The organism is Microbispora sp. H10670 (genome assembly GCF_014161385.1).
Taxonomy (GTDB): domain Bacteria; phylum Actinomycetota; class Actinomycetes; order Streptosporangiales; family Streptosporangiaceae; genus Microbispora; species Microbispora triticiradicis.
The window spans coordinates 1-781 of sequence record NZ_JABBWW010000099.1 but is presented as its reverse complement, the minus strand read 5'-3'; the positions used below and the strand labels follow the sequence as shown (position 1 = coordinate 781).

The following is a 781-nucleotide window of genomic DNA, read 5'->3' as shown; positions in this document are numbered from 1 at the left end:
GACCGTTCGGCGCCGTCAGACCATTCGACGCGCCGTCCTGGTTCACCGCCGTACCCCGCACCACCGCGAGCACCCGGTGCCCGAGCCGACGGGCGTCCGACAACCGCTCCACCAGCAGCACACCGCAGCCCTCGGCCCACGCCGTACCGTTCGCGCCGGCCGCGAACGACCGGCAGCGGCCGTCCGGGGACAGTCCGCGCTGGCGGGAGAACTCGATGATCGCCTCCGGCGTGGCCATCACCGCCACACCACCCACCAGCGCCAGCGAGCACTCCCCCGACCGCAGCGCCTGCCCGGCCAGGTGCAACGCCACCAGCGACGACGAGCAGGCGGTGTCGACCGTGACCGACGGGCCCTCGAACCCGAACACATACGACACCCGGCCCGAGGCGATCGACCCGGTGTTCGCGTTGGCGGCGTAGTCGTGGTACATCATCCCGGCGAACACCCCGGTCGCCGACCCCCGCAGCGAGCCAGGGTCGATCCCCGCCCGCTCCATCGCCTCCCAGGAGGTCTCCAGCAGCAACCGCTGCTGCGGATCCATCACCAGAGCCTCGTTCGGCGAGATCCCGAAGAACCCGGCGTCGAACTCCGCCGCCTCGTGCAGGAACCCACCCGACTTCACATAACTGGTGTTCGGCCGCTCCCCACTCGGATCGAACAACCCCTCGACATCCCAGCCACGATCAGCCGGCCAATCCGAAATCGCGTCCACACCATCGGACACCAGCCGCCACAAATCCTCCGGCGAGGACACCCCACCCGGATACCGGCACGCCAT

1 protein-coding gene is annotated in these 781 nt (G+C 70.0%); it reads right to left on the bottom strand.

What is annotated here, in order from left to right:
- Nucleotides 1–781: beta-ketoacyl synthase N-terminal-like domain-containing protein (locus HHX33_RS34725; protein ID WP_182878261.1), on the bottom strand; the 781-nt coding region annotated here is incomplete at both ends.